Source organism: Ignavibacteriales bacterium, from assembly GCA_026390575.1.
Lineage (GTDB): Bacteria > Bacteroidota > Ignavibacteria > UBA10030 > UBA10030 > Fen-1298.
In genome coordinates this window covers 678,370-703,918 of sequence record JAPLFR010000016.1, presented here as the reverse complement: position 1 = coordinate 703,918, position 25,549 = coordinate 678,370, and the positions used below count along the sequence as shown (strand labels likewise).

Sequence of the window (25,549 nt, the reverse complement as noted above, 5' to 3'; positions counted from 1 at the left end):
ATTCTCAACTTAAACTCTTGAAAACAATATTTGCTTTTGCAGGTCAGCGATAGTACGCGAGCCGGTGAGAAACATCGTGCCTTTCAACTCCCATTCCCATTGATCAATGAGCCCAATAACTGATTCTGTTCCGCCGTTTGCAAGGGCTTTGAGTATAGACATAGCAGATGCGGCAAAATCAGCCCCACATGCAATTGATTTCGCGCAATCGATACCGTTTGAAATTCCACCGGAAGCAATAACCTTCAACGATGGCGAGTCACTCTTCAGACGACAGACGGTTTTCAAGGCATCTATTGTTGGAATTCCCCAATCCCAAAAATTTTCCGCATTTGAATTTTTTCCTTTTTTCTTCCTTGTTCCTTTTCCCAAAAAGTTTTTTTTCTTTTCATTTCTTCTTCTTAAAATTTCAACTCCCGCCCAGCTCGTACCACCAGCTCCTGCAATATCAATAATTTTTACCCCGACATCAATCAATCGTTGTGCAACATCAGCTGAAATACCTGCGCCGATTTCTTTAACAATGAGAGGAACCGGAAGCGACCTCACCAGTAGTTCTATACCGTCAAGCACACCGCAAAAATTTGTATTGCCTTCCGGCTGAAGCAGCTCCTGCAATGGATTGAGGTGCACTGCAAACCCATCGGCGTGAATGAGATCGATCAGCCGCATAATCGGCGATGCATCCCGCAGTTTTGCAACTTCCGCTGCGCCAATATTCCCAAAGATCGGAATGTCTGGTGCAGTTTCACGCACTACTGAAAAGGAACGATGATACCGCACATTCTCTGATGCCTGTCGTTGGCTGCCAACACCCAACGCAATTTTCTTTTGTGCGCAAACTTCAGCAAGCTGCTGATTGATCCGTTCCGCCTGAGCATAGCCGCCGGTCATGCTAGAGATGATAAATGGCAGTGCGATTTTTCTCCCCAAGAAATTTGTCGATGGATCTACATCTGAAAGATTGAGTTCGGGCAAAGCGTTATGCAGAAAATCCCAACGATCAAATCCAGAAGATTTGGTGCGAAATGCTACATCCTTGGTCAGGCTAATGTTGACGTGCTGCTGTTTGCGTGAGGATGTCCGTGTCATTTTCATACATCATAATCTCTTTAGAATAATAAAGAAATCAGTTTCGAGATGCAAGGTAGCGAACAGAAAGCGTTTCTTGATTTTCCTTCAATTTTTCGGTATCTAATTGCAATAGGCAAACACGATGAAGACAACGAAACCTCGGCAGCCGCAAAAGTCACCTATGCGACAAAAAATTTATTTCTTCTCAGACGCTCATCTCGGTCTCGGTTCAAACGAAGAAGATCGTCAGAAAGAATTGCGGCTTATTCGTTTTTTAAACTTTATTCAGCAAGATGCATCGCAAATTTATATAGTGGGTGATTTATTTGATTACTGGTTTGAGTATAAGACTGTCGTTCCCAAAAAATATTTCCGACTCTTTGCAAAATTTGCGGAGTTAACGGAACAGAGCATTCTTTTGTACTTTATCGCGGGCAATCATGATTTTTGGGTGAAAAATTACTTCCGTGATGAACTCGGTATGGAAATACATTTTAATCCTGTTGAGGCAGAAATTTTCGGTAAGCGGTTTCTCATTCATCATGGCGACGGTTTGCTGAAGGACGACCTCGGTTACAAGATTCTCAAAAAAATATTACGCAGCAAAACGAATATCTTTCTCTTTTCGCTCCTTCATCCGGATATTGCAGGATGGCTTGCACGGTGGTCATCGAAGACAAGCCGCCAGTACACAAGCAACAGGACGTACGAGAGCACTGGAATGGAAGATTTTGCCGCCCGCAAGATAAAAGAAGGATTCGACTATGTGATCATGGGACACAACCATGTTCCATCGTGCCAAACAATTGAGAGCGGTGTGTACGTCAATCTTGGCGACTGGATTTTTGAGAACACGTACGCAGTCTTCGATGGCAAGAAATTAAAGCTGAAGAAGTGGGTAGATTGATTTATGTATTTGAAACAAATTCAACAATATGGCCGATAAAAAATTTAGTTCCGAAAAAATGGAGCGGTACTTCAACGATCCTGAGTACCGGCATGGAAATATGAAGCTCAACAAGCGGTATTTTAACCAGAAATACTTCGTTATTTTCGGTGGCATTTTTGTAATTGCCGCGTTGATCACATGGTACTCCGTGTATATTGTAAACGGATTGCCGACTCTCGAACAGTTAGAAAATCCAAAACCTGAACTGGCAACAAAAATTTATTCCGCCGACGGCGAAGTACTGGACCAGTTTGCATACAAAAATCGGACACGCGTTGCACTCAACACAATTCCCCCGGGATTAATTAAAGGACTTATCGCCACCGAGGATAAAGATTTCTACAACCATTGGGGCGTCAACTTGCCGCGTTTCATTCGCCAAATGGTGATTAATGTCGTTACATTTCGGCAAGCAGGTGCCAGCACTATCACGCAGCAGCTTGCACGGAATCTCTACGGCCTTCAGATCAGACACGAAACGATGTTTGATAAAATTACGCGAAAAATCCGGGAATTTTTGACGTCAGTGCAAATCGAGCGGCGTTATACAAAAAATGAAATCTTGGAATTTTATTTGAATATCTCTGGATTTGGCAGAGGAGCATACGGCATCGAATCCGCCGCACAAATGTATTTCGGGAAGCCCGCTGCAGAACTTACGCTACCAGAGTATACGTTGCTTATCGGTATGCTTAAAGGGCCAAGTTACTATGATCCATTTCTACACGCCGACCGTGCATTCGCACGCCGCAATGTTGTCATTGGGCAGATGGTAAAAGAAGGATTGTTCACGGAAGAGACAGCACAGCAAGTCCGTGCTGATTCTTTGGATTTGAAATCGATCGGATCAGAATTTCGCTCTGGCATTGCACCGCACTTTGTAGAATGGATTCGACAGCAGCTTCTGAAAAAAGCCGAAGCCCATGGTTACGACATTTACCGTGACGGCCTGCGTATTTATACTTCTCTCGACAGCCGGATGCAGCGGTACGCGATCTCGGCCATCGAAGAACATTTGAAGGATTTTCAACAATCGTTTGATGCGACGTGGAATTGGAAAGAACATCCAGAAATCATGAATGACGTCATCAACAAGGCAATCCGCGAAGATGAATCGTATAAAAAATCACGCAATGCCAGTATGCGGGACAGCATTATCAACGCACTTCGCACCAGCCGTACGTTTATCGACTCAGTATTGAAAGCAGCGCAGACGATCGAGGTCGGTTTTGTTGTTCTTGATCCGCACAACGGAAAAATTAAAGCGATGGTCGGTGGACGCAATTACCGTGCATTCAAGTACGGACTGAACCATGTTACACAAATTCACCGTCAGCCAGGATCTGCGTTTAAACCATTCGTCTATACCGTTGCGCTTGATAACGGATATCCGGCATGTTATGAAGTGTTGAATCAACCTGTCACCATACCAATGCCTGATGGAACTCGCTGGGCGCCGGAAAATTTTGAGAAAGACATCGGTGGCAAGTATACGCTGCGTGAAGCATTAAAACATTCTATCAATCTTGTAACTGTTCGTGTCATTTTGGAGATCGCTCCCGCCGCACAAGTTTCGGCGTATGCACATCGTATGGGCATCACATCACCCGTACCGGCGTACGAATCTCTCGCACTTGGCACTGCAGAAGTCTCACCATTGGAATTGACGTCGGCATACGGCGTGTATGACAACGAAGGCGTGCTTGTCTCGCCTATCGCCGTCATCCGCATTGAAGACAGTGACGGTAATGTTATTGAAGATAATTCTCCCGATAAAAAGGAAGTCCTGAGCAAAGAGACTGCGTATCTGATAACCGACCTGCTTAAGGGCGTAGTAAATAGTGGAACAGGAACACGAGTGCGATCGTATTTCACTGGCGCATGCGCTGGTAAAACCGGAACGACAGACAACTATGCCGATGCTTGGTTTGTCGGTTTTACTCCGCAACTGGTTGCCGGAGTATGGGTGGGCTTCGATGATGCGCGCATACGCTTCATAAGTTCAGATGGTCAGGGCGGCAGGGCAGCAGCACCAATCTTCGGATTATTTATGCAAAAGACGTATGAAGATCCCGATATTGGATTAACGCAGGAAATTTTTGTTCAACCGGAAGGAATTATAACCGACACAATTTGTGCGGACACGAAGAAGAAAGCGCGCGAGTGGTGTCCGAACAAGACGACAGAAATTTTCAATGCTAAATATCCCCTTGGATTGTGCGATAAACACACGAGCGCAGATTGGAATCAGGGCAAAGAAGGCGAAGACACTCGAAAGAAAAGCAAGATAAACTGGTAGTGAGAAAAACATAAAAGATGTCCGACTTTTGCTATTCGCTTCAGTCCGGAAAGTGTTTAGACATCTAAAAAGGAAATTTTACTTTCCCTTCGCCTTTTATCAAACAAATGCTCTCCTGCAGTTTAAAATAACAAGATATACGGAAAAGATACCGTACTCATTTTTTAAGTATTTCTTTCACAGCTTTTTGAATCAGTGTCGGGGTCACAGTATCAATGACGTTCACTTCTCCAATTTTTATTGGCAAGACGAAACGCTGTTGAGAGCCAATGTGTTTCTTATCGCGTCCTATAGCATTTAGAATATCGGCAATTTTTAACATAGAGAATTTCGTTTTCATCGGAATGCGACGTATGAGTGCAACGATACGCTTATAGGAATCTGCATCTAACAATTTCATCTCTTTGGCGATAAAGCTTTCAGCTAGCATGCCGAGTAAAACTGCTTCACCGTGCTTCATCTGTTTGTAGTGACCAGCAAATTCCAGTCCATGACCAATTGTATGCCCGTAATTAAGAATGATACGGATACCAGATTCTTTCTCGTCCTGCGTTACAATTTCTGCCTTGATTGCTGCACACTGCATCTGTACATATATTACCGTTTCGGTATCGAGACGGAGAGTTTTTTCCAAATTCAATTCAAGAAATCCAAACAACGCTGCATCGCGGATAATGCCGTATTTGAGCACTTCGCCAAGACCGCAGATAATTTCTCGCGGTGGCAATGTTTTGAGGTAATGAGCATCCATCCACACAAACACTGGCTGGTGAAACGCACCAATCATATTTTTCCCCAGCGGATGATTGACGCCGACCTTTCCGCCGATGGAGCTGTCAACTTGAGCAAGTAATGTTGTCGGCACTTGCACCAATTTAATACCGCGCTTGTACGTTGCTGCGACAAATCCGGCCAGATCACCAATCACACCACCGCCTAAAGCAATAACAGCTGAGGTGCGTGGAATTCTTTTTTTCAACAGTTCGGTGAAAATGGTGTTTGCACGATGAAGATTCTTCTGATTTTCCCCCGATGGTACAATAATAGTCGTTGGCTGAAATTTATAGTGCTGAAGATTTCGCAGAAGCGGCTGGAGATGGTACGACGCTGCATTCCGGTCGGTGATGATAACAAGAGAATCCGAAATTCCATGCTGACGGCACATTGATGCAAACGATGAGACCATGTCCGTGCCAGCATAAATAGGATACGAGCGTTCGCCAAGCGCAACATCAATCTGCCGTTGAATCATAGATTTATTCCTTATCAATCATAAAGTGAATGTTTTTCATAATCTCATCCACCGTCGCCCCCACGCGCATATTGTCGGCTGTAATCACAACATCGGCCCGTGCATAAAATTGTTCACGTCGGGTCATGAGATCACGTATTCGATTCCTCAGTTCCGGCGGTGAGAGTTGATTGCCATGTACATCCTTCAACATCGGACGATCGCTCCGATACTGTACACGCTGTATAATTTCTTCCGGTGAAAGTTTGAGATAAACAAGAATTCCCTTCAGTAATACAAGCTGGCAGTTTTCTTCGTTGGCAATTGTACCGCCGCCAAGGGAAATGACACAATGCTTACGTTCGGTCAGCTCTCGTAACGCATCCCGTTCCAAGGTGCGGAAAGCCTGCTCGCCTTTTGAACTAAATATTTCCGCCACGCGCTTATTTGTTTTTTGTTCGATATACTGATCAACATCAAGATACGCAAAACCAAGTGTGTTGGCGAGAATAGGACCAATCGTGCTCTTCCCGCTTCCCATAAATCCAGTCAAGAAGATAAGCGACTTCTTATGTCCGTGCTGTGAATCTTTCATATTCTGCGTTAAAAAAAAGGCGTCTCGATAAATCGGGACGCCTCAGATAAACGAGCGTGAATTTTATCGGAAGAATTTATCCCGGTGATCAACAATGTCTGCCTTTTCGCGCAGCGTTGTTTGCCAGTCTGTTAACACACGCTGTCGCTTCTCCTGCAAGAGTTGTGTTCGAAGCGATTCACGATCCAAACTAAAAGTTGAGCTATCAACTTCTGTTTTCGACAATAATTTTATGATGTAATAACCGAGATTGCCTTCAAAGGGCTTCGATAATTCACCGGACTTCATAGCAAGTGCGGTTCCAATAAATTTCAGATCACGTCCAATGCTGGCTGGACCATCGATTGGTTTAAACGGACCGGTGAGACGTGCTGTCAAATTCGGGTTGGATTGCGCAGCGACCATTAAGTCGCTTGAAGAAGAAAGCGTTTTGTAAAACGCATCCACATCAGGGCGAATCTTTGCTAATTTCTTTTCTTTGAGGGCTAACGCATGAACAACGCCTTTCACTTCATCAAGTGGCCGGATACCCTCTTCCCTGATATTTGATACTTTACTTACAATCACGCCGTTTCGTACATAAATTGGTTCGGCAATTGTTCCGACTTTATTATTGAATGCAAAATTCGACAACGCATCGTTTGGACCAATACCGGGAATCGATCCTGTTTTTGTAAATTCCTGCGTTTCCTGTACTCTATACTTACTATTCTCAGCAGCTTTCTCAAATCCTTCTTCCTTCGCTAAAACACCAAAGTCCTGAGCCTGCTGGAATGCGGTTTCCATTGTTTGCGTGCTTGCCTTCACTTTCATAACAAGATCAAGCAGTTGTACTTCGCGTTTGTCTTTGCCGGTTACTTTAATAATATGCCAGCCAAATTGCGTACGTACCGGGCCAACGATATCGCCCACACGCGCCTTAAATGCCGCGTCGGCAAAAGGCTTCACCCAGCGATCTTTTGACCCCCATCCGAGCTCGCCGCCTTGCATTGCAGAGCCGTAATCCTGACTATTCTCACGAGCAAGCTTTGCAAAATCTGCGCCTGAACGCGCTTGCACCAGAAGCGCTCGTGCTTTCTGAATCGTCTTCATGCTATCCGGACCAGTAACAATATTCAGTAGTATGTGACTGGATTTGACAAACTCTGTTGTCCCTTGCCGCTGGTCAAGAATTTTGATAATGTGAATACCATCATTGTCATTGATCGGACCGACGATATCGCCTTTCTTTGCAGAAAAAATTGCGCTCTCTTTTTTCTGGCTCAACTCGCCGTGTTTAAAAAATGCTTCTGTGGAAGGACCTTCAGAATATGTTTTTACAAGTTCGGCAAAATCCATAGCGCCGGATTTTGCTTGTTCCAGCAAATGCTTTATTTCCGTTTCTACAGCCGCAGAATCTTCTGAAGATGCAGTCTGACTGAAGAAAACATATTTAACTTTCCGTGCGGCTTTCGCTTGGAAGTCGGCGGCATGTAAATCGTACTGCTTCTTCAGATCATCGTCTGACACTGTGACGGCGGATTCCGGTACGAGCCGATTGATATCAAACAAAACGTAAACCGCATCCATCGTCACATTGCGGTCAATAAAGCGCTGCATTAACTCGCCTTCGCTTGCATTAACGTTTGCCAGCAGAAGACTTTGCAGCTTCCGGCGTTTCTGCTCTTGACGAAGCATTTCTTCCACTTGAATCCATGCAGATTTATTCTGCGGATCCCTCATTGCCTGCTGGTATGCGTCACGCCGAAATGTACCGGTGGAATCTTTAAATTGTTGAACAAGAAACTCCGGCGGATTCTGTCCGTTGACAATATCGAGAATCTCTTGGTCCGTCACCGTAATACCAAGGCGGTCAATTTCCTGTTCAATCAGCATTTCATCAACAAGTTGGTTCCATACTTGCGAACGAATCTGACGTTCGGTTTCATCGTCGATGTCGCTGCCTTGCTGTTTCTTTTGGTTTTCGGCTGTTCGCCGCACCAATTCGCTGAATTGTTTATAGCTCACTTCTTTGCCGTTCACTTTGCCAAGCACTTCACTCGTACCGCCGCCGCGCCCTTTGCGTCCGGAGATATCGAAGCCCCAGTCGAAAATGATGAGGACGATAAAAATTACTGCCGCGCCGGCAATAATAAATTTTGGAGACTTTTCACGTATATCATTCAAGACTGCCATATCAGAACAACTCCTCTTTCCTGATCGAAACTTGAGATTGCATTTTTTTTAACTGATAAATATAGCCGACAATCGCTTGATATGCAATGACTTTCTTGTTGACTTTGTTGGCATATCCGGTTATATTTTCAAACGAAAATTTATTCACGATTGTAATTTTCAAGCAAAGCGCGAAGAGTTATATTGTCGCGCTTTGTTTCTTCGTTTATCACCAATGTTATAAGTGTGGAGACAATTTGTGAGAAATCAGCTAACCAGAATTATTATCACCGTCTGTTTTGTCGTCCTTGCTGTCTATTTTCTGTGGCCGACCATACAGGATTATAACTATCGCAAACAACTCAGCAAGCTTTCAGGACAGGACAGCATCGCGTATGCAGAAAAACATCACGATGATATGCTGGATGCAAAGCTGAAACGTATGAAGCTGGGTTTGGATTTACAAGGCGGAATGCGCGTTGTACTGGAGGTGAATATCGTCCAGTTGCTGGATGATATGGCAAAGAATAAGGATGACAACTTCAGGGCGATTGTTAAAGAAGTGTACGATGAAACAGTATCTAACGACCTTTCAATTATTCCTATCTTCGCTAAAAAATTCCAGGATCGCGGTATAAGAATGAGCAGGTACTATGGCAGCATCCGGGATGATGACGCTAAAGTGATAAGCATGTTGGAGAGTGAATCCGGAAAAGCGGTTGATCGCGCCAGCGAAATCGTAAGAAATCGTGTTGACCAGTATGGCGTTTCCGAACCAAACATTCAAAAGCAGGGCGGACGCCGTATCATTGTCGCACTGCCGGGCGTGAAGGATGAAAATGAAGTGCGTTCGTTGCTTCATGGTACAGCGCTGTTGGAATTTAGAATGCTGAAGGATCCTCAGGTTTCATATAGGGTAATGGAATCCATTGACAAATTCCTTACCGGAAAATTGGAAACCGATACAATGGCCTCGTCAGCGGCAACTACAGAAAAAAAGAAGGAACCGGCAAAGCGTAAAGACGCACTAACCGAATTGACCGGCGGTGCGGCGGCGGTTGCTGAAACGGATACAACGAAGGAAGCGCAGTTTGCGCGCGAACACCCGTTCTTTATGTATGTAAAACCTGACCAGCGCGGTTCCGGTGAAGGATATATAGCCGAAAAAGATAAAGATCGCGTTGTTCGATTGCTTAATCGGCCGGAAGTTCAACAAATCATTCCGCAAGATTTTGAATTTCTCTGGGCTGCAAAAGCCCAAACATTCCAGAATGGGCAAAAATTTTATCTTCTGTACGCAGTAAAGAAAACATCTGAGCTTAAAGGTGACGTTGTTGTGAACGCTCAAGCGAGTGTGGATCCCGAAGACGGCCGCCCTGTAGTGAACATGGAAATGAACAGTGAGGGTTCGCGAGAATGGGCACGCATCACCGGGGCTAATATCGGCAAGCGAGTTGCCATTATCCTTGACAAAGGAATATTTTCAGCGCCGGTTGTGCAGACAAAAATCAGCGGCGGCCATTCACGCATTACCGGAATGGATTCTCCGAATGAAGCACGTCTCTTGGAAATCGTACTCAAGGCAGGCGCATTACCTGCCCCTGTGAGCATCATTGAACAACGATCTGTCGGAGCGTCACTCGGCGAAGACTCAATCCGGGCCGGAATGAACTCAATGATCATTGCTCTTCTCTTTACCGTGTTGTTTATGATCTTCTATTATCATACGTCCGGTGCCATTGCAGACTTCGCATTGTTATTCAATATCATTTTTATCCTCGGTGTCATGGCAGGATTTCAAGCAACACTGACACTTCCGGGTATCGCCGGTATGGTCTTAACGATCGGTATGGCTGTTGATGCGAATGTGCTCATCAACGAACGCATTCGTGAAGAAATGGCAGGCGGTAAGACAGTGCGCGCTGCAATTGATGCAGGATATTCCAAAGCGTTCGCCGCAATTTTTGATTCAAATATCACGACATTTTTAACTGGATTAGTGCTCTATCAGTTTGGAACCGGGCCGGTGCAGGGTTTTGCGTTGACACTAATGATCGGTATCGGTGCAAGTATGTTTAGTGCCATCGTAATCACGCACGTTATTTTTAACATTATGACAGAAAAAGGCATAAACCCGAACTTCGGTTGAGCCGTCGAATGATTTACAAGAGTACGCGGAACACTCAACGCGGGTGTTTTGCACGGAGATGGATTATGAAAAGGAGAATGAGTTTCAATGCGACTGTTTAAGAAAACAAACATTGACTTCCTCGGTAAACGGAAGATGTGGTATGTCGTTTCAAGTATCATGGTACTTATCGGCATGATTTCAGTTGTGTTTAAAGGTATCACTTATGGTATTGATTTTCAGGGCGGCACAGAAATCGTGCTGGCATTTCAACAAAAAATAGAAATAAGCGATATTCGAACAGCCTTGACAAAAGTTGGCTTGGGGAACTGTGAAATTAAAACCTACGGCGCGGATAATTATATTCTTATTAACACACCAGAACAAGCCACAGGTACAGGTATTGCAGATAAAATTAGAAGCGCGATACAGACATCATTCGCCGATAAAAAGTTCAACGTTATCAAAGAAGATAAAGTCGGCCCAAAAGTTGGAAAAGAACTCCGCACTGATGCAATGTTAGCGGTGTTCTGGTCATTTATTGCTATTCTGGCGTATGTTGCTATCCGATTTAAGTTCGCGTATGGATTTGGCGCAGTTGTCGCGTTGGTGCATGACGTCTTTACCACATTGGGATTTCTCTCTATTCTCAATGGCCTGGTCCCGGGCCTCAATCTTGATATTTCCCAGGAAGTCATTGCTGCATTTCTAACACTCATCGGTGTGTCGGTTAATGATACCGTTATCATTTTCGACCGTATCCGCGAGAATGAAAAGATTTATCGAAGTATGCCGTTGATGGATGTGATGAATAAAAGTTTGAATGATACGCTGAGCCGGACTATTATAACGTCTGGTACAATTTTCATAGTGTTGATCGTTCTCTTGATTTTTGGCGGCGAAGTGAACCGCGGATTTGCGTTCACAATGGCTTTTGGTATCGTTACGGGTACCTATTCGTCGATCTATGTAGCAAGTGCGTTTGTGCTCGATTATACGCGCTTCAGAAATCGCAGAAAAGCAGCGAAAACGGTTACAGTATAATTCTTCCTTTCAATTGAAAGGGCATCTATGAAATTTAAGACAAAAGAGATCAAGGGCGTTACCGTTGTTGAATTAGAAGGCAATGTGATGGGCGGTCCGGATGCATCCGCCCTCAATGATTTTTTACACGAACTCATCACTGAAGAAAAGAATCATGTTGTCGTTGATCTTAAGGCAGTGAGTTTTATTAACAGTTCGGGACTTGGCATGCTTATCGGCGGGTTGACAACAATGCGCCACTCCGGCGGTGAATTAAAACTTGCACGAGCTTCCAAGAAGGTCGAGAACCTGTTGGAAATGACAAAACTGCTCAAAGTGTTTGATCTTCACAAGAACGTGAACAATGCAGTCGCGTCCTTCAAGTAATTGCTGTTATGCGAGTGTGATGAACACTCGCATAACCTCGCTTCTCACATACACTCCATAACACTGAACTGAATGCCATCTCAACCACTTTTCGTCGCGGTCGCAGGAAACATCGGCGCTGGTAAATCTTCGCTGGCACGATTGCTGGGTGAACGCTTTCAATGGAAACCCTACTTTGAATCTGTCGATGACAATCCTTACCTCGCTGATTTTTATGGCGATATGTCTCGTTGGTCGTTCCATCTTCAAATCTATTTTCTTGCTAACCGATTCAAGTGTCATAAAGAGATTGTCGAATCGAGCGAGTCGGTAATTCAGGATCGCTCGATCTATGAAGATGCAGAGATCTTCGCACACAATTTATACGACATCGGTAAAATGACAGAACGCGATTACACCAACTATGTATCGCTCTTTCATGTAATGATGGAGTACCTCAAACCGCCCGATTTGATGATTTATCTCCGGGCGAATGTCGATACGCTGGTAAAACAAATTTCAAAACGCGGCCGCGATTTCGAACAAGGTATTCAGCGCTCGTATCTTGAGACGCTCAATATATTGTACGAAGATTGGATTGCCCGCTATAAACTTGGTCCGCTCCTCATTATTGAAAGCGATGACCTCGACTTCGTCAACAACAAAAAAGACCTTGACTATATTCTCACAAGCGTAAAAGACCACCTGCCCCAGATGCAGTTGTTTGAATGAAGGTGCAGGTGAATAATAAGTTACGAGCGAAGGTGATTCTGGAGAAGAAGTCGCTTTTTTTTATTTATACAAGATCCCCATCACACATGCGCCCACCCTTCGAGATTGCATTCAGACGCCGCATCGTCTTGTTTCTCCCGCAACATTTCTCTACATTTTGAATGAACATAGACTATGGATTACCGCCGTGAGCAATATATTTAATTACTCTTTGCCCTTTTTTTATTTCGCCGTGGTGTGGACATATGGTAAAGCATTCTTTGCCGATCAACTCTGGGCGAAGCATGCTAAAACACCAATATTAATTGGCACTATAGTGCTTCACCTTCTTTCTCTTGCAAACAGAATAATACTATTTCGACACCCGCCTGTCACCACAATATTTGAGATATTCACCGTGCTGGCTTGCTCGATTACCATTACATACTTTGTCATAGAACTTCGTTCGCGGCACAAAGAAACAGGCTATTTCATTCTCAACATCGCTTTTTTTTTCCAGCTTGCTTCATCTCTCTTTATCAAAGATACACCGGAAGTTCCGGAAATTCTCCGCAGCCCTCTCTTTGGCGTCCATGTGAGTTCTGCGCTCCTCGGGTACTCCGCTATCACTATTGCCGGTGCTTATGGTTTGATGTATCTGATGCTTTACCACGAAATGAAAGCGACACGGTTTGGCGTCGTCTATAAAAAACTTCCAACGCTTGAGACTTTGGAACGAATGACCTTCACCGCTGTGAAGCTTGCATTTTTACTTCTCAGCATTGCTATTCTTTTCGGATTCATCTGGCTGAACCGCGCAATCACCAATCCAAACTACTTCGATCCTAAACTCATAGGCACCATACTTGTCTGGGCTATGTACGGATTCCTCGTCATTGCGAAAACACGATACGGATGGAAAGGCCGCAAGGTAATGATTCTTTCCATCATCGGTTTTCTGATCTCAATCTTTTCAATGACCATTATCAATATTTTCTTTAGCGGATTCCATAAGTTTTACTGATATGAATCTTCTTTGCGCTGGCATATCACACCACACGGCTCCACTGGATGTTCGTGAACGGCTCTGGTTTTCTTCCGAGGAAATACGTCAAACCCTGCCTCTTTTGAAACCTACCGGCATAGAAGAATGCGTCATGTTCTCTACATGCAACAGGACTGAACTGTACGTGTTAACCGAAAACAACACACTTCCAGCAGAGGATATTAAAAGAATATTAATCGTGCAAAAAGCGGCAGATGGCAAAGTTCAATTATCTGACCTCTTCACGCTCACGGCAGGTGATGCAGCGCGGCATCTCTTTCGTGTTGCTGCCGGCATTGACTCAATGGTGTTGGGTGATGTGCAGATTCTCGCCCAGGTGAAAGAAGGATTTCTCCTCGCCACAGAACTTGGCACAGCAGGCTTTTTTATGAACCGTCTATTCCAACTTGCCTTTCGTGCTGGTAAACGCGCACGGACGGAAACAGAAATTGGAGATGGCGCCGTCTCCGTCAGCTATGCCGCAGTAGAATTAGCGGAAAAGATTTTCGATGATTTGCACAAGAAGTCTGCGCTTGTTATTGGCGCCGGTGAAACAGCAGTGTTAACAGCAACCCATTTACGCGGTAAAGAAATCGGCAGGCTTTTCATCACAAATCGCACACAGGAGCGCGCCGAACAGCTCGCAGCAAAAGTTCAGGGCGTGGTTATTCCCTTCGGCAACTGGGTCGATACACTTCCCGATGTAGATATTGTGATTTCGTCTGTCGAGGTGAATAAGTTCATTCTCGCTGCACCTGATATTCAGCGCGCCTTGGAGCATCATAGTAATAAGACCTTATTCGTAATTGATATCGGCGTTCCGCGTAACATCGACCCGGAAGTAAAAAATATTGAAAATGTTTTTCTTTACGATCTCGACACGCTCAATTTAATGGTTGAAGAAAATCTGCAAAAACGACGAGCAGAAATTCCAAAAGTCGAAGCCATTATCACAGAGGTCCTTACTGAGCTGACACGCTGGTATTCGTCACTCGAAGTCAATCCTACGATTACCGCACTCACACAGTTCATGGAAAACATCCGGCAGGAAGAGCTTGCCAAAAACATAAACCGGTTCGACCCGAAAGACCGCGAACTTGTGGAGTTGGTGACAAAACGCATTATTAATAAAATTGTACACGCGCCAATTGTAAATTTAAGAGGCGGGCAAGAAACATCGCTCGTGGAACGTTTGCAAAAGATGAGTGCCATTCAAAAATTATTTGGACTTACCAATCTGCCCAAGGAAGATTCTGATGCTTAATACTATTCGCATCGGCACGCGCAGCAGTGAACTTGCGCTTTGGCAAACATATCACGTGAAAGCACTGCTCGAAGCACGTTTCCCCGGCCTTGCTATCGATGTACAAAAGATAAAAACCACCGGCGATAAAATCCTTGATGCACCGCTTGCAAAAATTGGTGATAAGGGTCTTTTCACCAAAGAGCTTGAAATTGCTTTATTGGAAAACCGCGTGGATATTGCCGTGCACAGCTTTAAGGATGTACCAACCCTTATTCCCGAGGGACTTCTCATCGCTGCTGTGCTCGAGAGAGAAGATGTGCACGATGTGTTCATCACCAATCCGAAGAAATCACATCAAACATTCGTCGGCATTCCTCTAAACGCCATCATCGCAACGGGAAGTCTGCGCCGAAAATGTCAATTGCTTAACACACGTCCCGACCTACAAATCGTTGAAATTCGAGGCAATCTGAATACACGGATGAAAAAATTAGATTCGTCCGAATGGGACGGAATGATTCTCGCACAAGCAGGTGTTACTCGCCTTGGCTGGGCGTCTCGAATTACGGATATTTTACCGCTTGAACTCATGCTTCCAGCTGTTGGCCAAGGTGCACTGGCAATTGAAATCAGGATCGGTGATCAGCGCGTTCAAGAAATGCTTCGCCCGCTTCACGATCAGACAACAGCTGCAGCTGTAACGGCAGAGCGTGCTTTTCTTCATTATCTCGAAGGCGGATGCCAAATTCCTATCGGTGCTTATGGACAAATAAATGGAAATGAATTGCGGCTCAATGCCGTGATTGGAAGTTTAGACGGGAAACGAATTGTACGAGGGAAAAAAATCGGAACAATTGTTGATGCCGAACAAATAGGAATTGATTTAGCAAAAGAATTGTTCCAGCAAGGCGGAAAAGAAATTTTAGAGGAAATCAGACAACCATTCTGAATCATACTATCTTGATACTTTCTGGTAAAACAATACTCGTAACACGTTCAAGAAAAGCAAGCTCGGAGATTCGTGGCATGCTCGAATCCAGAGGTGCGTCAGTAGTCTGTCTTCCTACAATAGAGATTGTCGATCCGGATTCTTGGTGTGAATGCGATGCGAAAATTTGGAAACTTGCTGAATATGACAGCGTCTGCTTTACCAGCAAAAATGCTGTAGAGAAATTCGTCCAGCGGATTCGTCTTATCCGTCCGCAGGCATTAAATACATTAGCTACGCGAAATCTGTATGCGGTCGGAGAAAAGACCAAGTCGACCTTGGAGGCAACTGGGTTCTCTGTGCAGCCGATTCCACAGAAACATTCTGCGGAAAATCTGGCACATTCATTCTATGGTCAGAATATTTCAGGAAAACACTTTCTCTTCCCGAAAAGCAATATTGCCCGTGATGTTCTCCCGCAAGAAATACGATCACTTGGCGCTGTTGTTGATGAAATAGTAACTTATAAAACAGTAATTCCAGAACCGGAGAATCTCGAACATACTCGCGCTCTTTTAACAGATGGAAAGATCGATATCATAACATTTTTCAGCCCATCAAGCGTTCGTAATTTTTTGGAAATGATTAGCGCGGAAATAGTGCAGCGCGTTTTCATTGCTGTTATCGGACCGACAACTGCAGAAGCGGCCAAAGAAGCGGGATTAGAAGTTACTCTCGTTGCCAGACAGCAGACAGCGGAGAGTTTGGTTCAAGGAATTGTGGAGTACCTTGGCGGTTAATGATTTAAGGAAAAGTATTCTGAATTCTAGACTTTTCATTTGCTGTTACACTCATATAAAAAGGCTATCAAAGAATGACAAATGATTTGTTTCTTCGTGCATGCCGGCGAGAACCTGTGGAACGGACGCCTGTGTGGATCATGCGCCAGGCAGGACGTTACTTACCGGAATACCGAGCTGTCCGTGCAAAGGTGGATTTTCTCACGCTCTGCAAGACACCTGAGCTTGCAGCAGAAGTTTCTATTCAACCGGTGGACATACTCGGAGTTGATGCCTGCATTATCTTCTCAGACATTCTTATTGTGCCGGAAGCTATGGGCATGAAATTATTTGTTGAGGAAGGCAAAGGCGGGCCGCGCTTTGAAAATCCCATTCGTACCCGTTCTGATATTAACAAACTTGCCGTCCCGGACCCGACTCGTGAGCTAAAATATGTGATGGAGGCACTCCGGCTCACACGAAAAGATTTACATGGGCGCGTTCCGCTCATCGGGTTCGCAGGATCGCCATGGACACTTGCAACCTATATGGTAGAAGGAAAAGGATCGAAGAATTTCCGTGCTATGAAAGAGCTCGTTTATTCCTACCCGAAAGATGCGCATGCCTTGCTCGATAAACTCGCACGGACTGTTGCCGCCTATCTCAGTGCGAAGATTGAAGCTGGCGCACAAGCTGTGCAAATATTCGATACGTGGGGCGGCATATTGCCGCCAGATGAATTTAAAGAATTCTCTCTCCAATATATCGAACAAGTTTTGAGACTTCTCAAGCGCAATGGCGCTCCAACAATTGTCTTCTGCAAAGACTGCGGACATTCCATTGAAGCTATCGCTGATACCGGTTGTGATGTTGTTGGACTTGATTGGTCCATCGATATCGCAAAGGCAAGAATGATGGTTGGCAGTTACGCTGCACTGCAAGGCAATCTCGATCCGACGATGTTGTACGCACCGCCGGAACGCATTCGCGAAGGTGTGAAGAAAATATTGGAGAAGTTCGGCAACGGATCTGGACATATATTCAATCTGGGCCACGGTATCTTACCGGATATTCCGGTCGAGCATGCAAAAGCATTCGTGCAAGCTGTGAAAGAAGAAAGTGTGAAGTATCATCGATAACGAACTAAAAAGCCGATACCCATCAAACAATGTTAAGCGCTAAAAGCTCAATGTCGTTTACTCGTAAAAAAATTGCTGTTGTTCTCTTTCAACTTGGAGGACCGGATTCATTGGAAGCGATTGAACCGTTTCTTTTTAATCTTTTTATGGATCCTGATATCATCGATTTTCCGTTAGCATTTTTAGCGCGCCGGCCGTTAGCAAAATTGATATCCCGCAAGCGTTCATCAATTGTGCAAAACAATTATAAACTGATTGGAGGAAAGTCTCCCATTCTCGACCTCACGCGCCTTCAGGCAAAGGCACTCAATGAAAGTCTCATTCAGCAAGGTATTCAGGCGCAGGTATTTATCGCTATGCGGTACTGGCATCCGATGACAGACGAAATTGTAAGTGAAATAAAAGCTGCTGGATTTGATCAGCTCATTCTTCTCCCGCTTTATCCGCAATTCTCGCAAGCGACAACGGGTTCCAGCGTCAACGAATGGAATCGACAGGTAAAGAAACAAGGATTGAATCTTCCGACACAGTTTGTGTGCTGCTATCCAAATCATCCATCTTTATTGGAAGCGTTTGTCGAAAATATTAACAAATCGCTGAAGAAATTCTTCAATATCTCGCCGGCAGATATTGATCTCGTTTTCAGCGCTCATGGCGTTCCTGTTCGTTATATTCAAAAAGGCGATCCGTATCAGTTACACATTGAAGAAACTGTGCGCCGGGTAGTTGATCTGGGAAAATGGAATTCTCCGCATACACTCTGTTTCCAGAGTAAGGTCGGACCAATACAATGGCTCAAACCATCTCTTATCGAAACGGTAGAGCGGCTCGCAGGTGAAAATCGTAAGCACTTTCTCATCATTCCGATAGCATTTGTAACGGATCATATTGAGACATTGCATGAAATCAATATTGATGTACGCAAGCACGCACTGTCACGAGGTGTTCAGCAATTTGAACTTATGCATGCATTAAATGATCATCCGAAATTCATAGAATGTTTAACAGACCTGGTGATACGGCACGTAACAGATGCTGCCAAATATACTATGTGCGAAATGCTCTGGCAGGAAAACAGCAATAGAACAAGACCCAAGAAATGTCCATTTTATAAATTATAAGATTGGTGAATGAAAAGTTCACTTATTGCTGACATCAATACAAAAAGATGTAATTATGCAGACACTTATCGATCTATCGCTTCCCCTTACCGACTTGATGCCAGTGTACCCTGGTGATGAACCGCCACATCTTCTGAAAGTGAACACCATTACGTTGGATGGATTCAACAATTTCCATTTGTCCACCACCATGCACACAGGAACACACATTGACGGTCCAATGCATTTAACACAGAGTGAAGAGTTTTTAAATGAAATTCCGTTGGAACAATGCATTGGCGTAGGATGTCTTCTGAATGCTGCCGGCAGGACCAATATTCCGCTCACAACAGAGTACGAATTACTCGTTCAACCACAAAGCATTGTTTTGCTGTACACAGGAATGAGCAGTATGTTCGGGTGCAAAGAATACTTTAATAATTATCCAACAATCAGTCGAGAACTCGCTCAATTGTTCATCCAACGACAGGTGAAGATGGTTTGCATTGATTCACCGTCGCCGGATCGGCATCCCTTTGATATTCACAAACTGTTATTAGAAAACAACGTACTTATTGCAGAGAATCTGACCAACCTCGACAAACTTTTAACGACCAATAAACTTGAGGTGATCGCATTGCCGCTGAAGATTCATGCTGATAGTTCGCCAGCGAGAATTATTGCACGAATACTGGAGTGAAAAAACTATTATGAAAAAGAAAATCTCCCAGCAACTTTCCATCGCCACACGGGCAATTCATGGAAAACAACTATTTGCATTTAAGGGACCCGTTGCAACTCCGATCTATCAAACCTCCACATATCGATTTGAAACATCCGAAGACGCAATCAGGTATGCAAAAGGAGATCCGTCTGTCTATGTGTATTCGCGCTACCACAATCCGACGGTTCACGACGTAGAAGAAAAACTTGCGTTGATGGAAAATGGTGAAGCAGCAGCAATCTTTGCATCTGGTATGGCGGCAATCACTACTGCAATTCTTGCGGTGACAAAAGCGGGCGATAATATCATCAGCACGCCGGCTTTATACGGCGGCACGTACCGATGGATGCGTGACGAATTGCCGAAACAAAATATCAGCGTGCGCTTTGTCGATCCTCATCATCTCGAAGAGATTGCTCGTATTGCCGACAACCGAACGACGATCGTTTATATTGAAACTCCAACCAATCCAACGCTTGCCATCGTGGATATTGCAGAAGCTGTACGTCAAACCAAACATGCAGAAAAAAGATTACATCACCCTATTCTGACAATGATTGACAATACGTTTGCTACAATTCTCAATCAGGATCCATTCAAATTCGGCGTTGATGTCATCACGGAAAGCGCCACAAAATACCTTGGCGGTCATACCGACATTCTCGCTGGTGTTGTTGTTGGCAAGGAAGAGTTTGTGAAGCGGGTACGCGCGCTTGGAAAATACCACGGCGGTTGCGCTGATCCATTTGCAGCGTATTTACTCGGTAGAAGTCTGAAGACGTTTGAACTTCGTGTGCACAGACAAAATGAAAATGCTCTTGCTCTTGCACATGCGCTGGAGAAAAACAAAAGGGTGAATCGAGTGATCTATCCCGGACTTTTATCGCACCCGCAATTTCAAATTGCAAAGAAGCAGATGACCGGCTTTGGTGGAATGGTCACAATTGAAGTGAAGCCGTCAAAACGGTATTCGCCGATCGATGCGGCAGCAAAGGTTTGTGATCATCTTAAAGTTGCTGTCAACGCAATGTCGCTGGGAGGTGTGGAGACCCTCGTAAGCATCCCTGTTTATTCTTCGCATGTCTTTATGTCCGACGAGGAGCTAAAGCGGCATGGTGTAACAGCGGGAATGATCCGTATTTCTGTTGGCGTGGAAGGTATCGAAGATCTCATTGAAGACTTTGAACAAGCACTGAATATGATTTAAAGGAAATTGATTATAATGAAAATTCTACGTTCCCTTTTCTTGTTACTATGTTTTTTTTCTCTTTCGCTGTGCAGCCAGAATGTGATCATTGTGGTGATGGATGGCGCTCGTTATTCTGAAACCTTCGGTTCAGATTCTCTGTACATACCGCATATCTGGAACCAACTTCGTATGCTTGGCACCATTTGGACAAACTTTTATAACGATGGTTTGACAAAAACCGATCCTGGGCATGCAACAATTGCAACAGGAGTTTGGCAAACAATTGACAATAAAGGAAACGGCAGGCCTGAACATCCAACGGTGTTTGAATATTTCCGCAAATATACTAAGGCACCCATGAAAGCAGCCGCAGTTGTTGCTGGAAAACAAAAATTAGCTATACTTACTTACAGTACTCATCCTGATTATGGCACAGAATATAGAGCCTCATCATTCATTAGTTCTACTGATATTTCTGTGTTAAGCGATGTAAAAAAAATTCTTTCATTCAACCGACCGCAGATTATGATGATCAATCTGCCCAGTACCGATAGCGCCGGACATTCAGGTCGTTGGACTAAATATCTTACTGCAATACATATTGCTGATTCGCTTATTTGGAATCTTTGGCAGACTCTTCAGTCAGATTCTCTCTATCGGAATACGACGACGCTTTTTGTAACAAATGATCATGGCAGGCACGATGATGCACATGGCGGTTTTAAAAGCCATGGTGATAGCTGTGAAGGATGCCGACATATTCTTTGTCTTGCTGTCGGGCACAGGTTCCAAGCAAATCAGATTATCAAGCAGAGGCGAACTCAATGCGATATTGCACCAACGGTCGGTGAACTTCTTTCTTTTCCAACACCATTTTCGATAGGAACGAGCTTACTGCGGGATGTCGATTCCGATAAAGTCGAAATTCAAAACAAGAAATGAAATTTTTCCTCTCCCATGCAATTCTCTGTTGAGTCGATCAAGTATTTTTTTCAATCCTTTCATCGCATCATACAGGAAAATTCTGAATGTACTCCTGCGGCTGTCCTCATCTTGCTTTTTGAAAAAGACGGTCAGCTTCATGTTGTTTTAACAAAGCGCACTGACCGTGTAAAACATCATAAGGGACAAATCTCTTTTCCCGGCGGAACAAAAGACGAAGAGGACATTACAATTATTGCGACGGCTTTACGGGAAGCGGAAGAAGAAATTGGCCTCTCAAAAAACAATATTGAAGTACTTGGCTTATACAATGATTTCATTACACCAAGTGGATTCTGCATCACCCCTGTCATAGCGTTTTATCCAACTATGATTACGTTCTCGATAAATCCTTCGGAGGTCTCTGAAGTTTTTGATGTACCTTTGTCTTTCTTCCTCAACAATCGGAATGAACAAGTAGAATTTCCTATATTCAACGGAATAAAAAGACCGGTGTATTATTATTCTTACGGCAACCATGAAATTTGGGGAGCGACAGCAATTATGTTACGATCGTTTTTGCTTGACCTTGCCAAGCAAAATGGATGGAAAAAGACTTTGTAAATCTGGCAATTCTTAATTATATTTACTCAAGAAAGAAACTGAAGCAATAGCAACATGCCCTGAATTCAGGACAAAGGAGAATGAAGGAATGCCACGACATAAATCAGCCATTAAACGAGTTCGTCAATATGCAAGCCGCGCAGAAGGCAATAAAAATCGCCTCTCGAAAGTGAAAACGCTCGTAAAGAAAGTGCGTTCTTCCAAAACTAAGGAGGAAGCAAGTGTCGCGTTGAAAAACGCTGTCAAGTATCTTGACCAGCTTGGCGCGAAAGGCACAATTCATAAGAATAATGCTTCCAACCAGAAGTCAAGACTTACAAAGTTTGTTAACAAAATTAAGTAAACACATTTTACGCATCGAAATAAAAACCCCGATTTAAATTAAATTGGGGTTTTTGCATTTTGTAAAAGAATTTTAGAAAATCTCTCACCATAGTAGAGCTTGATAAAAACAAAACGTCCAGTCGGATCTTTCAACGGGACGTTTTTTATTTAAACTCAAGAATGTTGTAGAATCTGTTATCCTCCGCTTTTTTTCTTTAATTCTTCCAACTCGGCGATCCGTTTTTCGTACCGTTCTTTTTCCGCTGGCTTACTGCGCGCAAGTGTTCTGTATGCTTTGATAGCATCGTCGAACCAGCCCTGCTTTGCATAAATTTCTGCAAGTGTTGGTGTTACGAAGCCCATGCCCGCCGGTGTATCCTGCTCGGATGCGGCAGGTGTCTCTTTCTGCGCAAAGTTGATAACAGGTGTAATCTTGCCAGCACTCTGCAGTTTATTTGTAAGCTCTTCAATCTTATTCTGCACGCCAGTGGGTATGGAATCATTACTCGGCAGAGTGAATTCTTGCGGCATGAAACCAGTACTCGGCAGTGTGAATTCCTGCGGATTTGAATTAGTGCTTGGTGGTGAAAATTCTTGCGGATTTGCAGGAGATTTATTGCCTAGGTAGTCTTCCAGTGAAACTGTGTTCTCACCAGTAAGTTCTTTCGTCCGCCGCGAAGCATAGTTTTCAAAAGATTCTTCTTCCGATTGCACTGAAGTCAAAGAAAAATTGATATCGGAGATCGGTGGCGTAAATTCAAATCCACTTGACGGTTCTGTTGATGGCGTTGGTGTTGTCGGAGCATTGAACGGTTCTGGCTGTGGAAAATTGAATTCGGAAAACGGCGATGTTTTAAATGTATCCGGCGTTTCAACTGACGGTTCATTAAATCCAAAACCAAATGTGTTTTCTGGTGGAGTTGCAGGCGGTGCTTGCGTTAATTCATCAAAGAAATTTTGTCCCTGTGAAGCGGTTGGTGTAGGTTCAGGTCGTTGTTCCGGTACCACTTGTTCAATTCCGCCAAAATTAAAATCTGGCAACGGATTAAATGGCGCTTCTGGCGAAGTGGACACTGGATAATCATATTTGGCCGACGAGGGTGTCGCTGGTTCCGGTGTAACTGTTTTAAGTGGTACCTTTTGCGGCGGGGGCGCAATTGTTTCTTCGGCTACCGGCGGCATCTGCGCAAGTAAATTTATTAATGTTTCGTTGTTTGGCAGAAAATCAAGAACGAATTCAAATTCGCGGCGCGCCTCCGCTTGCATATGTAATGCGACAAGCGCTTTACCTTTGATGAGATGTCCGGTGGTATAGAACGGAAAATTTGCGAGCCCTGCATCGCATACACGCAGCGCGTCTTGTGCGCGCCTTGCCTCAAGATAATAGTGAGCTAATTGAGCAAAGAGCGGCGACTTGGCGTCTGTTCCGACCTTCTTTTCCAGCACAGTAATATGCTGTTGAGCTGTGTCGATCATTGTGTTTGTTGACGAAGTTTTCTTGCCTCAAGTGCGTGTCTGACAGAGAGCCACGAAACACATGCGAATCCCATAAAATAGAGCATCTGGAACGGCACTGCGGCTATCTCTAAATAGTATAATGATGAAATCACACCGAAGAAGCAATAGACAGCAAGAATAATTTCAATTGCTACCACCCAGTCGAATTTCTTTTTGCTGATGTACATATTCTTTTTCCAGGTGTCTTTTTTGCCTTCGATAGCATATTTTGGCGTCCGTACAAATTCGCTCTTACGCTTAAAGAGCCCTTCAAACACGGCACGCGAATTGTTTACCGCAAACCCCATACTGCCCGCCATAAAGAGGGGAAAGAGCATGATGCGCCGACGCCAATCCGGATAAACAGCTTTTTGTGATATGAGATAAAACAGGAATGAGCCGATGAATGCGATCACAAAAACAGACATCATTGCAAAGTACGCTTCATGTCCGCCTTGTTGTTTGATAAAAATGAGTGGGCCGTTCAATATTCCAGCCAGAACTATAAACGGATAGACAATGTTGCTTGTCAAGTGAAATGTTGAGTGAATCTTGATGCGCAGTGGTATATTTGACTTCCATACCACTGGAATCATTTTGCGAGCAGTCTCAATAGCACCCTTCGTCCAGCGAAATTGTTGAGATTTCAAAGCGCTGACCTCGGCGGGTAATTCTGCCGGTGATGTAACGTCAGTGAGATATTTGAATTTCCAGCCCCGAAGTTGTGCTCGATAGCTTAGATCCAGATCTTCCGTTAGTGTATCCGATTGCCAATTACCAGCATCAAGAATGGTTGCCTTACGCCAGACACCTCCTGTACCATTAAACTGGATGAAGAATCCTGCTTTATTACGCACATCTTGTTCTACAACAAAGTGCCCATCGAGGGCAAATGCCTGTGCGCGTGTGAGCATCGAGTATTCTCGATTGATATGCTCCCATCGCGTTTGCACCACGCCAATTTTTGGATCAGTAAAAAAATGAGGAATTGTTTTTATTAAAAAATCTGTGTTGGGGACAAAGTCCGCATCGAAGATTGCAATGAATTCACCTCGTGCGGTTTCAAGCCCATGCTTCAGTGCGCCAGCTTTATAACCGGAACGGTTTGTACGGCGGATATGTTTAATGTCATATCCCAGAGCACGATAGTGAGTTACAGCTTTCGCCACTAATTCAATTGTCTCGTCCGTCGAGTCATCCAGCACCTGCACTTCCAATTTGTCCTTAGGATATTCAAGAGCGCATACCGCATCAATCAGCCGATTGGTAACATACAATTCGTTGAATAGTGGGAGTTGTATCGTCACAACTGGTGTTTCCTTCAGAAGCGGTTGAATATTTGCAATTCCGCGCTGTTTCATGTAATGATATACCATCACAAATCCATGTGCACCGAACGCGAAGAGAATAAGTAATGAAATAAAATACAGATACATTACAAAATCCGAGAATGCTGGATTCTCGATAATTTCTTGCCTAAAGAAAAATACTGCGAGTGTCATA

Annotated in this window: 23 protein-coding genes; 17 read left to right on the top strand and 6 right to left on the bottom strand. The window is 44.2% G+C overall.

The genetic code is table 11. The annotated features are described in order from the left end of the window. Positions 1 to 9: 9 nt before the first annotated feature. Positions 10 to 1,098 (bottom strand): type 2 isopentenyl-diphosphate Delta-isomerase, encoded by a 1,089-nt coding sequence (gene fni, locus NTX44_15910; GenBank protein MCX6123099.1) that lies wholly within the window; start codon positions 1,096 to 1,098, stop codon positions 10 to 12. Positions 1,099 to 1,216: 118 nt separating this feature from the next. On the opposite strand from fni, the gene NTX44_15905 reads away from it, so the two are divergent. After that, the gene (locus NTX44_15905; GenBank protein ID MCX6123098.1) at positions 1,217 to 1,981 is read left to right on the top strand and encodes a UDP-2,3-diacylglucosamine diphosphatase; all 765 of its coding nucleotides are present in this window, start codon (positions 1,217 to 1,219) and stop codon (positions 1,979 to 1,981) included. Positions 1,982 to 2,009: 28 nt separating this feature from the next. Further along, positions 2,010 to 4,322, top strand: a complete 2,313-nt coding sequence (locus NTX44_15900; GenBank protein ID MCX6123097.1) for a PBP1A family penicillin-binding protein — start codon at positions 2,010 to 2,012, stop codon at positions 4,320 to 4,322. 157 nt (positions 4,323 to 4,479) lie between these two features. Here NTX44_15900 and aroB read toward each other — a convergent pair whose 3' ends face one another. From aroB to NTX44_15885, 3 genes are all read right to left on the bottom strand, one after another. Further along, positions 4,480 to 5,574 (bottom strand): 3-dehydroquinate synthase, encoded by a 1,095-nt coding sequence (gene aroB / locus NTX44_15895; protein MCX6123096.1) that lies wholly within the window; start codon positions 5,572 to 5,574, stop codon positions 4,480 to 4,482. Positions 5,575 to 5,578: 4 nt separating this feature from the next. Further along, positions 5,579 to 6,148 carry a shikimate kinase gene (locus NTX44_15890; GenBank protein ID MCX6123095.1) on the bottom strand — a complete coding sequence of 190 codons (570 nt, stop codon included), beginning with the start codon at positions 6,146 to 6,148 and terminating at the stop codon, positions 5,579 to 5,581. Between the two features lie 63 nt (positions 6,149 to 6,211). Continuing rightward, complete coding sequence (locus NTX44_15885) at positions 6,212 to 8,323, bottom strand: peptidylprolyl isomerase (GenBank protein MCX6123094.1); 2,112 nt, start codon at positions 8,321 to 8,323, stop codon at positions 6,212 to 6,214. 238 nt (positions 8,324 to 8,561) lie between these two features. On the opposite strand from NTX44_15885, the gene secD reads away from it, so the two are divergent. From secD to rpsT, 15 genes are all read left to right on the top strand, one after another. Beyond that, positions 8,562 to 10,451 (top strand): protein translocase subunit SecD, encoded by a 1,890-nt coding sequence (gene secD, locus NTX44_15880; protein ID MCX6123093.1) that lies wholly within the window; start codon positions 8,562 to 8,564, stop codon positions 10,449 to 10,451. A gap of 87 nt (positions 10,452 to 10,538) precedes the next feature. Beyond that, on the top strand, positions 10,539 to 11,474 hold the full coding sequence (secF, locus tag NTX44_15875; GenBank protein ID MCX6123092.1) for a protein translocase subunit SecF: 936 nt from the start codon (positions 10,539 to 10,541) through the stop codon (positions 11,472 to 11,474). 27 nt (positions 11,475 to 11,501) lie between these two features. Continuing rightward, on the top strand, positions 11,502 to 11,840 hold the full coding sequence (locus NTX44_15870) for an STAS domain-containing protein (protein MCX6123091.1): 339 nt from the start codon (positions 11,502 to 11,504) through the stop codon (positions 11,838 to 11,840). Positions 11,841 to 11,912: 72 nt separating this feature from the next. Then, on the top strand, positions 11,913 to 12,551 hold the full coding sequence (locus NTX44_15865; protein MCX6123090.1) for a deoxynucleoside kinase: 639 nt from the start codon (positions 11,913 to 11,915) through the stop codon (positions 12,549 to 12,551). 187 nt (positions 12,552 to 12,738) lie between these two features. After that, positions 12,739 to 13,554 (top strand): cytochrome c biogenesis protein CcsA, encoded by an 816-nt coding sequence (gene ccsA, locus NTX44_15860; protein ID MCX6123089.1) that lies wholly within the window; start codon positions 12,739 to 12,741, stop codon positions 13,552 to 13,554. A 1-nt stretch (position 13,555) separates the two neighbouring features. Further along, complete coding sequence (hemA, locus tag NTX44_15855; GenBank protein MCX6123088.1) at positions 13,556 to 14,839, top strand: glutamyl-tRNA reductase; 1,284 nt, start codon at positions 13,556 to 13,558, stop codon at positions 14,837 to 14,839. Continuing rightward, positions 14,832 to 15,770 (top strand): hydroxymethylbilane synthase, encoded by a 939-nt coding sequence (gene hemC / locus NTX44_15850; GenBank protein ID MCX6123087.1) that lies wholly within the window; start codon positions 14,832 to 14,834, stop codon positions 15,768 to 15,770. The genes hemA and hemC overlap by 8 nt, the downstream gene beginning before the upstream one ends. 77 nt (positions 15,771 to 15,847) lie before the next feature. After that, complete coding sequence (locus NTX44_15845; GenBank protein ID MCX6123086.1) at positions 15,848 to 16,549, top strand: uroporphyrinogen-III synthase; 702 nt, start codon at positions 15,848 to 15,850, stop codon at positions 16,547 to 16,549. Positions 16,550 to 16,623: 74 nt separating this feature from the next. Then, the gene (hemE, locus tag NTX44_15840; protein MCX6123085.1) at positions 16,624 to 17,667 is read left to right on the top strand and encodes a uroporphyrinogen decarboxylase; all 1,044 of its coding nucleotides are present in this window, start codon (positions 16,624 to 16,626) and stop codon (positions 17,665 to 17,667) included. 50 nt (positions 17,668 to 17,717) lie between these two features. Further along, positions 17,718 to 18,788, top strand: coding sequence for a ferrochelatase (gene hemH / locus NTX44_15835; GenBank protein MCX6123084.1), 1,071 nt, complete (start codon positions 17,718 to 17,720; stop codon positions 18,786 to 18,788). 55 nt (positions 18,789 to 18,843) lie between these two features. Beyond that, positions 18,844 to 19,467: a cyclase family protein gene (locus NTX44_15830; protein ID MCX6123083.1), complete on the top strand. Its 624-nt coding sequence runs from the start codon at positions 18,844 to 18,846 to the stop codon at positions 19,465 to 19,467. Positions 19,468 to 19,477: 10 nt separating this feature from the next. Next, a complete protein-coding gene (locus NTX44_15825) occupies positions 19,478 to 20,698 on the top strand; it encodes an aminotransferase class I/II-fold pyridoxal phosphate-dependent enzyme (GenBank protein ID MCX6123082.1) in 1,221 nt (406 codons plus the stop codon). A 15-nt stretch (positions 20,699 to 20,713) separates the two neighbouring features. Further along, entirely contained in the window at positions 20,714 to 21,622 is a 909-nt protein-coding gene (locus NTX44_15820; GenBank protein MCX6123081.1) for an alkaline phosphatase family protein, read from the top strand. Positions 21,623 to 21,637: 15 nt separating this feature from the next. Further along, entirely contained in the window at positions 21,638 to 22,225 is a 588-nt protein-coding gene (locus NTX44_15815; protein ID MCX6123080.1) for a CoA pyrophosphatase, read from the top strand. Between the two features lie 88 nt (positions 22,226 to 22,313). Further along, complete coding sequence (gene rpsT, locus NTX44_15810) at positions 22,314 to 22,568, top strand: 30S ribosomal protein S20 (GenBank protein ID MCX6123079.1); 255 nt, start codon at positions 22,314 to 22,316, stop codon at positions 22,566 to 22,568. Positions 22,569 to 22,744: 176 nt separating this feature from the next. Here rpsT and NTX44_15805 read toward each other — a convergent pair whose 3' ends face one another. Together NTX44_15805 and NTX44_15800 are read right to left on the bottom strand one after the other, a co-directional pair. Beyond that, a complete protein-coding gene (locus NTX44_15805; GenBank protein ID MCX6123078.1) occupies positions 22,745 to 24,025 on the bottom strand; it encodes a hypothetical protein in 1,281 nt (426 codons plus the stop codon). Beyond that, positions 24,022 to 25,548 carry a glycosyltransferase family 2 protein gene (locus tag NTX44_15800; protein MCX6123077.1) on the bottom strand — a complete coding sequence of 509 codons (1,527 nt, stop codon included), beginning with the start codon at positions 25,546 to 25,548 and terminating at the stop codon, positions 24,022 to 24,024. Before NTX44_15800 ends, NTX44_15805 begins: the two co-directional genes overlap by 4 nt. Position 25,549 lies beyond the last annotated feature (1 nt).

Coding starts and splice junctions, on each gene's coding strand:
- NTX44_15820 (MCX6123081.1), top strand. CDS start 20,714: ATGAAAATTCTACGTTCCCTTTTCTTGTTACTATGTTTTTTTTCTCTT.
- NTX44_15905 (MCX6123098.1), top strand. CDS start 1,217: ATGAAGACAACGAAACCTCGGCAGCCGCAAAAGTCACCTATGCGACAA.
- hemH (MCX6123084.1), top strand. CDS start 17,718: ATGTCGTTTACTCGTAAAAAAATTGCTGTTGTTCTCTTTCAACTTGGA.
- rpsT (MCX6123079.1), top strand. CDS start 22,314: ATGCCACGACATAAATCAGCCATTAAACGAGTTCGTCAATATGCAAGC.
- NTX44_15870 (MCX6123091.1), top strand. CDS start 11,502: ATGAAATTTAAGACAAAAGAGATCAAGGGCGTTACCGTTGTTGAATTA.
- NTX44_15865 (MCX6123090.1), top strand. CDS start 11,913: ATGCCATCTCAACCACTTTTCGTCGCGGTCGCAGGAAACATCGGCGCT.
- NTX44_15900 (MCX6123097.1), top strand. CDS start 2,010: ATGGCCGATAAAAAATTTAGTTCCGAAAAAATGGAGCGGTACTTCAAC.
- hemC (MCX6123087.1), top strand. CDS start 14,832: ATGCTTAATACTATTCGCATCGGCACGCGCAGCAGTGAACTTGCGCTT.
- NTX44_15845 (MCX6123086.1), top strand. CDS start 15,848: ATGCTCGAATCCAGAGGTGCGTCAGTAGTCTGTCTTCCTACAATAGAG.
- aroB (MCX6123096.1), bottom strand. CDS start 5,574: ATGATTCAACGGCAGATTGATGTTGCGCTTGGCGAACGCTCGTATCCT.
- NTX44_15815 (MCX6123080.1), top strand. CDS start 21,638: ATGCAATTCTCTGTTGAGTCGATCAAGTATTTTTTTCAATCCTTTCAT.
- NTX44_15830 (MCX6123083.1), top strand. CDS start 18,844: ATGCAGACACTTATCGATCTATCGCTTCCCCTTACCGACTTGATGCCA.
- hemA (MCX6123088.1), top strand. CDS start 13,556: ATGAATCTTCTTTGCGCTGGCATATCACACCACACGGCTCCACTGGAT.
- NTX44_15800 (MCX6123077.1), bottom strand. CDS start 25,548: ATGACACTCGCAGTATTTTTCTTTAGGCAAGAAATTATCGAGAATCCA.
- NTX44_15805 (MCX6123078.1), bottom strand. CDS start 24,025: ATGATCGACACAGCTCAACAGCATATTACTGTGCTGGAAAAGAAGGTC.
- secF (MCX6123092.1), top strand. CDS start 10,539: ATGCGACTGTTTAAGAAAACAAACATTGACTTCCTCGGTAAACGGAAG.
- hemE (MCX6123085.1), top strand. CDS start 16,624: ATGACAAATGATTTGTTTCTTCGTGCATGCCGGCGAGAACCTGTGGAA.
- NTX44_15890 (MCX6123095.1), bottom strand. CDS start 6,148: ATGAAAGATTCACAGCACGGACATAAGAAGTCGCTTATCTTCTTGACT.
- NTX44_15885 (MCX6123094.1), bottom strand. CDS start 8,323: ATGGCAGTCTTGAATGATATACGTGAAAAGTCTCCAAAATTTATTATT.
- fni (MCX6123099.1), bottom strand. CDS start 1,098: ATGAAAATGACACGGACATCCTCACGCAAACAGCAGCACGTCAACATT.
- NTX44_15825 (MCX6123082.1), top strand. CDS start 19,478: ATGAAAAAGAAAATCTCCCAGCAACTTTCCATCGCCACACGGGCAATT.